Origin of the sequence: Nitrosomonas sp., assembly GCF_040256045.1 — a bacterium.
In the GTDB taxonomy this organism is placed as follows: Bacteria; Pseudomonadota; Gammaproteobacteria; order Burkholderiales; family Nitrosomonadaceae; genus Nitrosomonas.
This window is the reverse complement of record NZ_JBDZWD010000015.1, coordinates 1-7144: the sequence shown is the minus strand read 5'-3', so window position 1 is coordinate 7144 and position 7144 is coordinate 1. Positions and strand designations below refer to the sequence as shown.

Here is a 7144-nt window from a genome sequence, read left to right as displayed (position 1 = left end):
CACTCTACCGTTAATTAACAGCCTAAATCCTCGTTTGTTTGCCACATCACTTTTCGGGTGAGTGCGGATAATTCCGGTTCATCGAGAGGAATCCGCCATGGCAGACGATAACGATCTTGAACGTACTGAACCGGCTTCGCCCAGACGTCTGGAGAAGGCCAGAGAAGAAGGGCAGGTAGCGCGCTCACAGGAATTGACCACATTCACTCTGCTGATTGCGGCTTCTGGCAGCCTATCAGTGATCGGTTCGATCATCATTCAGAAATTGTCTGCCGTACTGGAAAGCGGCCTGCGAATAGAACAGGAAGTTGCCTTCAATCCGACGCTGTTGCTGCCCAGGCTGTTTCAGCTTGCACTCGACGGGCTACTGGCCATTGCACCTCTGCTGGGATGGCTGATGATCATAGCACTGCTTGCTCCCATGCTGCTCAGCGGGTGGCTTTTCAGCTCCAAGGCACTGTTTCCGGATTTCAAACGCCTCAACCCGGTAAGTGGACTCAAAAGAATATTTTCATCGCGTGGATTGATCGAGCTGGTCAAGGCAATCGCCAAGGCAGTGATCATTGGGGGTGTTGCTGCCGGGATTATCTGGAGTCACAAACAGGATGTACTCGATCTGATCGGTATGTCGCTGGATACCAGCCTGATCAGCATGGGCAAACTGATCGGTCTGACCTTTATGCTGATCGTCGGCGCCATGCTGCTGATCGTCTTGATCGATGTACCTTTTCAGATCTGGAATCACGCGCGCCAATTGCGCATGTCCCGGGAAGATCTGCGCAAGGAATCCAAGGAAGATGAGGGTGATCCGCAAGTCAAGGCACGCATTCGCAGCATGCAGCGCGAAATGGCACGCCGGCGCATGATGGCAGAAGTCCCCAAAGCAGATGTCGTGGTCACCAACCCGACGCACTACGCCGTCGCTTTGAAATATCAGGATCGCTCGATGCGCGCACCGAAAGTAGTGGCAAAAGGAACACAACTGATCGCAGCCCGAATCCGTGAACTGGCAGATGAGCACCATATTCCGGTGCTCGAAGTGCCGCCGCTGGCGCGGGCGCTGTATCACCATGTGAAACTGGATACCGAGATTCCCGAAACACTCTATACCGCAGTGGCACATGTGCTGGCCTACATTTTTCAGTTGAAACGATATGAGACGACGGGTGGTATTGCTCCGCAGCTGTCATCGGAAATAGCGATACCGGAAGAAATGGATCATGCCTGACAGTGATTTATCTGACCCATACACAGTTATCAGAATCCGGATGTTGAATGAATAATATTCTGTCTTTATCTACGCTGACGCGAAGTGGCCAACTGCAAAGTCTTGCAGGGCCGATGCTGATCATCATGATCCTGGCAATGATGGTTCTGCCACTACCGCCCTTCGTACTGGATGTGCTGTTTACTTTCAATATCGCACTGGCGGTAATCGTGCTGCTGGTAAGTCTTTATTCGCGTGATGCGCTCGAATTTGCTGTCTTTCCTACTGTTCTGCTGATCACGACCCTGTTACGGCTTTCGCTGAACGTAGCCTCGACCCGGGTCGTGCTAATGCATGGTCATACCGGTCCGGATGCCGCCGGTAAAGTCATCGAGGCATTCGGTCATTTTCTGGTGGGCGGTAACTATACAGTGGGCCTAGTGGTATTCATCATTCTGGTGGTGATCAATTTTGTCGTCATCACCAAGGGTGCCGGGCGTATCGCTGAAGTCAGCGCCCGCTTCACACTGGATGCCATCCCGGGAAAACAGATGGCGATCGATGCCGATCTCAATGCCGGCCTGATTCGGGAAGACGAGGCACGCAAGCGACGCGAACGGGTTGCGCAGGAAGCCGATTTCTACGGTTCGATGGATGGCGCCAGCAAGTTCGTGCGCGGCGATGCGATTGCAGGCATTCTGATCATGTTGACTACCATCATCGGCGGTCTGGCCGTGGGTGTGCTGCAGCATGATCTGAGTTTCGGTGATGCCGCCAAAAACTACACGCTGTTGACGATTGGTGACGGATTGGTGGCCCAGATCCCTGCGCTGATCATTTCTACGGCTGCCGGTCTGGTAGTCAGCCGAGTCAGCACCGATGAAGATCTCAGTCAGCAATTCGTGAATCAGTTACTGAACAAACCACAAGTATTGTGGCTGACGGCAGGTATCCTCGGCTCATTGGGGCTGGTTCCGGGCATGCCGCACTTCGTTTTTCTGCTGCTGGCCGGAATGATCGGCACACTTGCCTATTACGTCACCCATCGTCCCGCTTCACCGGCTGCAAAATCGGAAGAACCCGAGGTCGTTTCCAGCGAAGTGCAGGATGCCAGTTGGGAGGATGTGGTTCAGGTCGATACACTCGGGCTGGAAGTAGGTTATCGTCTCATTCCGCTGGTTGATAAACAGCGCCAGGGAGATTTGCTCAAGCGCATCAACGGTATACGTAAGAAATTTGCCCAGGAAATCGGCTTTCTTCCGCCGGTAGTCCATATCCGGGATAACCTGGAATTACGCCCCAATGGCTACCGCATCACCATGAAAGGCTCGGTCATCGGCCAGGGGGAATCCTATAACGGCATGCATCTGGCAATCAACCCCGGTCAGGTCACCATGGCATTGCCAGGCAACAGCACCGAAGATCCGGCTTTCGGGCTGCCGGCAGTCTGGATCGAGACAGAACAGCGAGAGCTGGCGCAAACCAGCGGCTATACCGTAGTCGATGCCAGCACGGTCGTCACTACTCACCTGAATCATCTGATGCGCATGCATGCTTCCGAGCTGCTCGGGCGGGAAGAATTGCAGAAACTGCTCGATCACCTGGGGCACAGTTCGCCCAAACTGGCGGAAGATCTGATTCCCAAGCTGCTGCCTCTGGCCACTGTACAGAAGATTCTGCAGCATCTGCTGGAAGAGGGCGTGAATATCCGTGACATGCGCACCATCATCGACACCCTGACCGAACATGCAGGGCGTACCCAGGATATCAGTGAGCTGCTCGCCCTGGTTCGAGTCGCACTGGGACGTGCCATCGTGGAGCAGTGTTTCCCGTCCGGCGCAGAGATGCAGGTCATGAGCCTGCATCCTGAGCTGGAAACCATTCTGCTGCAGGTGGTGCAATCTGATCCGGTGGCGGATGGAGGGATCGAGCCCGGCCTGGCCGATACACTGGCACGTGAAGCTGGTAATGCAGTCAAGCGACTGGAACAGATCGGATTACCAGTCGTGCTGGTAGTACCGGATCCGATTCGCCTGCTGCTGTCCCGCTTCCTACGTCGATCATTGCCTCAGTTAAGGGTTCTGGCCCATTCCGAAATTCCGGATACCAGAAAAATCAAATTCATATCGATCATTGGAGGTAACAAAAAATGAAAGTAAGAAAATTTTTGGCTGCCACCTCCCATGAGGTGTTACGCAAGGTCAAGGATGAATTGGGAGCGGATGCAGTCATTCTGTCAAACAAGCAGGTACCGGGCGGAATCGAAATCATGGCACTGGCAGGCAAGGATATTTCCAGCCTCACCAGCGATACACCACCCGAAGCAACTGCAGCTGCGCCAGCCGCTAAAACGGCTGCTGCACCCCGGCAAAAACCTGCTGCCGAGAAAAAGCAGGCGCCGTCCGTTCTGAAACAGCCGGAACCCGCGCCCGCGATGGCAGATATTCAAAGTGCGAATATTCTCCAGGAAATCCATGCCATGCGGCAATTGCTGGAAGAACAGTTGATCACCATGGGATGGAGCAATTTTTCACAACGTGATCCCGGCGGGATGAAGGTATTGCGCACGTTGCTGAGTGCGGGTTTCAGCCCGTTACTGTCGCGCCATTTGCTGGAGAAATTGCCGACTGATCGCGATTTCGAACAAAGCCTGAAAAAAACCATCGCTTTGCTCACACTCAATTTACGCACCACAGCCGGTGACGAAATCATCGAGCAAGGCGGGATTTATGCACTGATCGGGCCAACCGGGGTCGGTAAAACCACGACGACAGCAAAACTGGCTGCACGTGCCGTCATCCGGCATGGTGCCGACAAAGTGGCGCTGCTGACAACCGACAGTTACCGTATCGGGGGCCACGAGCAGTTGCGTATTTACGGCAAGCTGCTGGGCATATCGGTACGCAGCATCAAGGATATCGATGATCTGCAATTAATGCTGCATGAATTGCGCGGCAAACACATGGTACTGATCGATACCGTCGGGATGAGCCAGCGGGATCAGATGCTCGCCGAGCAGATCATCATGCTGAGCCAGTGCGGAACAGAAATAAAACACCTGCTGCTACTCAATGCAACCAGCAGCGGAGATACGCTCGAAGAAGTCATTTCCGCCTACCAGCAATACGGTATTCATGGCTGCATCATTACCAAAGTGGATGAGGCAGCCAGTCTGGGCGTTGCGCTAGACGCAGTAATCCGGCGCAAACTGGTACTGCATTATGTGACCAACGGCCAGAAAGTGCCGGAAGATCTGCACGAAGCCAATTCACGTTACCTGTTGCACCGTATTTTCAAGCCTTCGACGGAAAATTCACCTTTTTCGCTGCAGGATCCGGAATTTGCAATGATCATGGCAGGCAATTATGCCGACCGAGCAGTCGCCAGACAGCAAACACGCCTCGAGGCAAGCCATGATCAGTAACAAAAAAGACCAGGCAGCCGGCTTGCGTGAGCTGACCGCGCTGGAACCCAATGCCGGAGTACGTATATTTGCCGTGGTAGGCGGGCGAACAGGTGTTGGTAAAACCAGTTCGGTCATCAATCTGGCTGTCTCCCTGGCAAAAACAGGTAAACGCGTGCTGATTCTGGATGAAAACCCGCGTCACAAAGATGTCAATGCCAATCTCGGCCTCAACGCGCGTTACGATTTGCTGCATGTCATCAATCAGGATAAAACCCTTGAACAGGTAATGACACAAGGACCAGAAGATGTACTGGTGCTGACGGCGATGCGCGGAATCCATTCGCTGGCGAAACTTTCATCTGCTGATCAGGAACGGCTCATCCAATGCTTCAGCGACCTGTCCCAGACGGTGGATGTCGTGCTGATCGATACCGCGATCGGGCGAACCAGCCGGGTCGTCCCGCTGAGTCTGGCTTCCCAGCAGGTATTGATCGTGCTCTCCGGCTCCGACAAAGCCATTACAGATGCATACGCCCTGATCAAACTCATCAGCCAGGAATATGCCCGGCGGGATTTTCTGGTGCTGGTCAACAAGGTGGAATCAGAAAGGAGGGCGCGCGATATTTTCGAGAATATCGCCGGTGTTGCTCAAAAGCATCTGGCAGTCAAGCTGGAGTGGACAGGATACATTCCATTCGATGAAAAACTGCATCGTTCGACCCGGCTCTGTCAGCCGGTAGTGGAAATTTTCCCGACATCCGCATCGGCTGCAGGTTATCGGCAACTGGCTGAAAAACTGATGCGGTGTGCAGGACCCTGGACAGATAACGACGGGGTGGAGAATTTCATGCGCAGACTGATTCGTACCAGTCATCTTGATACAGCGGATTTTACGGTGTGAGAGAGCCTATGTATACCGAAACAGGAATTGTTGACAAAGACCAGTTCATTACTGAATTTACACCTCTGGTCAAACGGATTGCCCATCACATGATGGCCAGACTGCCGGCCAGTGTTCAGGTCGATGATCTGATTCAGGCGGGGATGATCGGCCTGCTGGATGCCATCAACCGTTATGAAGGTTCTTATGGCCGTCAGTTTGAGAGCTACGCTGCCCAGCGTATTCGTGGCTCGATTCTGGATGAATTGAGAGAAGCAGACTGGTTGCCGCGCAGCCTGCGCAGAAAAATGCGCCAGATAGAAACCGCCATGCGTGCACTGGAACAGCGCCTTGGCTACCCGCCCAGTGAACAGGAAATCGCCAATGAAATGAATCTGCCGCTGGTCGAATACCAGGAAATGCTGCAGGAGGCGGGTGGCGGACAACTGATCTATTACGAGGATTTTCAGGAAGACGAAGAAGATCATTTTCTCGATCGTCTGCGTGGCGACCAGAGTAACGAACCGCTGGATCAGCTGCTGGAGAAAAATCTGCGGGAGCTGCTGGTTGCTGCAATCGAGAAACTGCCGGCCAAGGAAAAACTGGTCATGGGGATGTATTACGAGCAGGAAATGAATCTGCGTGAAATCGGTAAAGTGCTGGGAGTCAGTGAATCACGTGTCTGCCAATTGCATACCCAGGCCATTTCCCGTTTACGAACCCGTTTGCGGGATAAGTAAGTTGCTCTGATCAAAACCTTTTGAGCAAGCCAAGCAACGCAATGCCAGAGAACACGGCACCCGCGTAGAAGGTGAACGAAGCTCCAAGCTGATCCCACAGCAGACCGGCTACTGCACTGGCGATCAGCATGGCAATACCACTCACCAGATTGAAGAATCCGAAAGCGGTACCCCGAAGATCAGCAGGGGCCGCATCGGCCACCATCGTCGCCAGCAGACCTTGCGTCATACCCATATGCACACCCCACAATGCAACGCCAGCAAGTACCGTTATCCAGTGATCATCCAGCGCCAGAATCAGATCAGCGGCAATCAGTACCACCAGGCCCAGCGCCAGCAGTACCTTATGACTCATCCGATCGGACAACTTGCCGAAAGGGTAAGCCGATGCCGAGTACACGACATTCATCACCACCATCACCAATGGCACCAGCGCCACGGCAATTCCGCTCTGCTGAGCCCGCAGTACCAGAAATGCCTCACTGAATCGGGCCAGTGTAAAAACAGCCCCCACGCCGACCACCCACCAGTACACACCACTCAATCGCCTGAGGTTTTCCGGGCGAATCGGGTTGATACGTTTTTCGCCGACATGGCGATCAGGTTCATGCACGCCAAACAGCAGCAATGCAACCGCGAGCAGCCCTGGAATAACGGCCACCCAGAATACTGCCCGAAAATCATCGGCCCATAACAGCATCAGGCCAACAGCCAGCAGTGGCCCAAGAAAAGCCCCCACCGTATCCAGCGATTGTCTGAGACCAAATGCTGCGCCCCGTATTTCAGGCGGTGCGATATCGGCCACCAGCGCATCACGCGGCGCACCGCGCACACCCTTGCCGATCCGATCCAGCAGACGTGCTGTCAGTACAACACCGATACCCGGCGCAATGGCAAAAAGCGGTTTGGTC

At 54.0% G+C, this 7144-nt stretch carries 6 protein-coding genes; 5 read left to right on the top strand and 1 reads right to left on the bottom strand.

The genetic code is table 11. The features are described from left to right. Window positions 1-97 precede the first annotated feature (97 nt). Genes flhB through ABUL11_RS04425 form a run of 5 tightly spaced genes read left to right on the top strand, consistent with a single transcriptional unit; the run spans window position 98 to window position 6233 of the window. Window positions 98-1228 (top strand): flagellar biosynthesis protein FlhB, encoded by a 1131-nt coding sequence (gene flhB, locus ABUL11_RS04445; RefSeq protein WP_350282659.1) that lies wholly within the window; start codon window positions 98-100, stop codon window positions 1226-1228. 47 nt (window positions 1229-1275) lie between these two features. Continuing rightward, complete coding sequence (gene flhA, locus ABUL11_RS04440) at window positions 1276-3360, top strand: flagellar biosynthesis protein FlhA (RefSeq protein ID WP_350282658.1); 2085 nt, start codon at window positions 1276-1278, stop codon at window positions 3358-3360. Beyond that, window positions 3357-4631: a flagellar biosynthesis GTPase FlhF gene (gene flhF, locus ABUL11_RS04435; RefSeq protein ID WP_350282657.1), complete on the top strand. Its 1275-nt coding sequence runs from the start codon at window positions 3357-3359 to the stop codon at window positions 4629-4631. Before flhA ends, flhF begins: the two co-directional genes overlap by 4 nt. Continuing rightward, window positions 4621-5514 (top strand): AAA family ATPase, encoded by an 894-nt coding sequence (locus ABUL11_RS04430; protein WP_350282656.1) that lies wholly within the window; start codon window positions 4621-4623, stop codon window positions 5512-5514. Before flhF ends, ABUL11_RS04430 begins: the two co-directional genes overlap by 11 nt. A gap of 8 nt (window positions 5515-5522) precedes the next feature. Beyond that, complete coding sequence (locus tag ABUL11_RS04425) at window positions 5523-6233, top strand: RNA polymerase sigma factor FliA (protein WP_350282655.1); 711 nt, start codon at window positions 5523-5525, stop codon at window positions 6231-6233. A gap of 10 nt (window positions 6234-6243) precedes the next feature. Here the strand turns inward: ABUL11_RS04425 and ABUL11_RS04420 are convergent. Next, the coding region (locus ABUL11_RS04420; protein ID WP_350282654.1) for an MFS transporter at window positions 6244-7144 on the bottom strand (901 nt) is incomplete at its 5' end.

Coding starts and splice junctions, on each gene's coding strand:
- ABUL11_RS04430 (WP_350282656.1), top strand. CDS start 4,621: ATGATCAGTAACAAAAAAGACCAGGCAGCCGGCTTGCGTGAGCTGACC.
- ABUL11_RS04425 (WP_350282655.1), top strand. CDS start 5,523: ATGTATACCGAAACAGGAATTGTTGACAAAGACCAGTTCATTACTGAA.
- flhF (WP_350282657.1), top strand. CDS start 3,357: ATGAAAGTAAGAAAATTTTTGGCTGCCACCTCCCATGAGGTGTTACGC.
- flhA (WP_350282658.1), top strand. CDS start 1,276: ATGAATAATATTCTGTCTTTATCTACGCTGACGCGAAGTGGCCAACTG.
- flhB (WP_350282659.1), top strand. CDS start 98: ATGGCAGACGATAACGATCTTGAACGTACTGAACCGGCTTCGCCCAGA.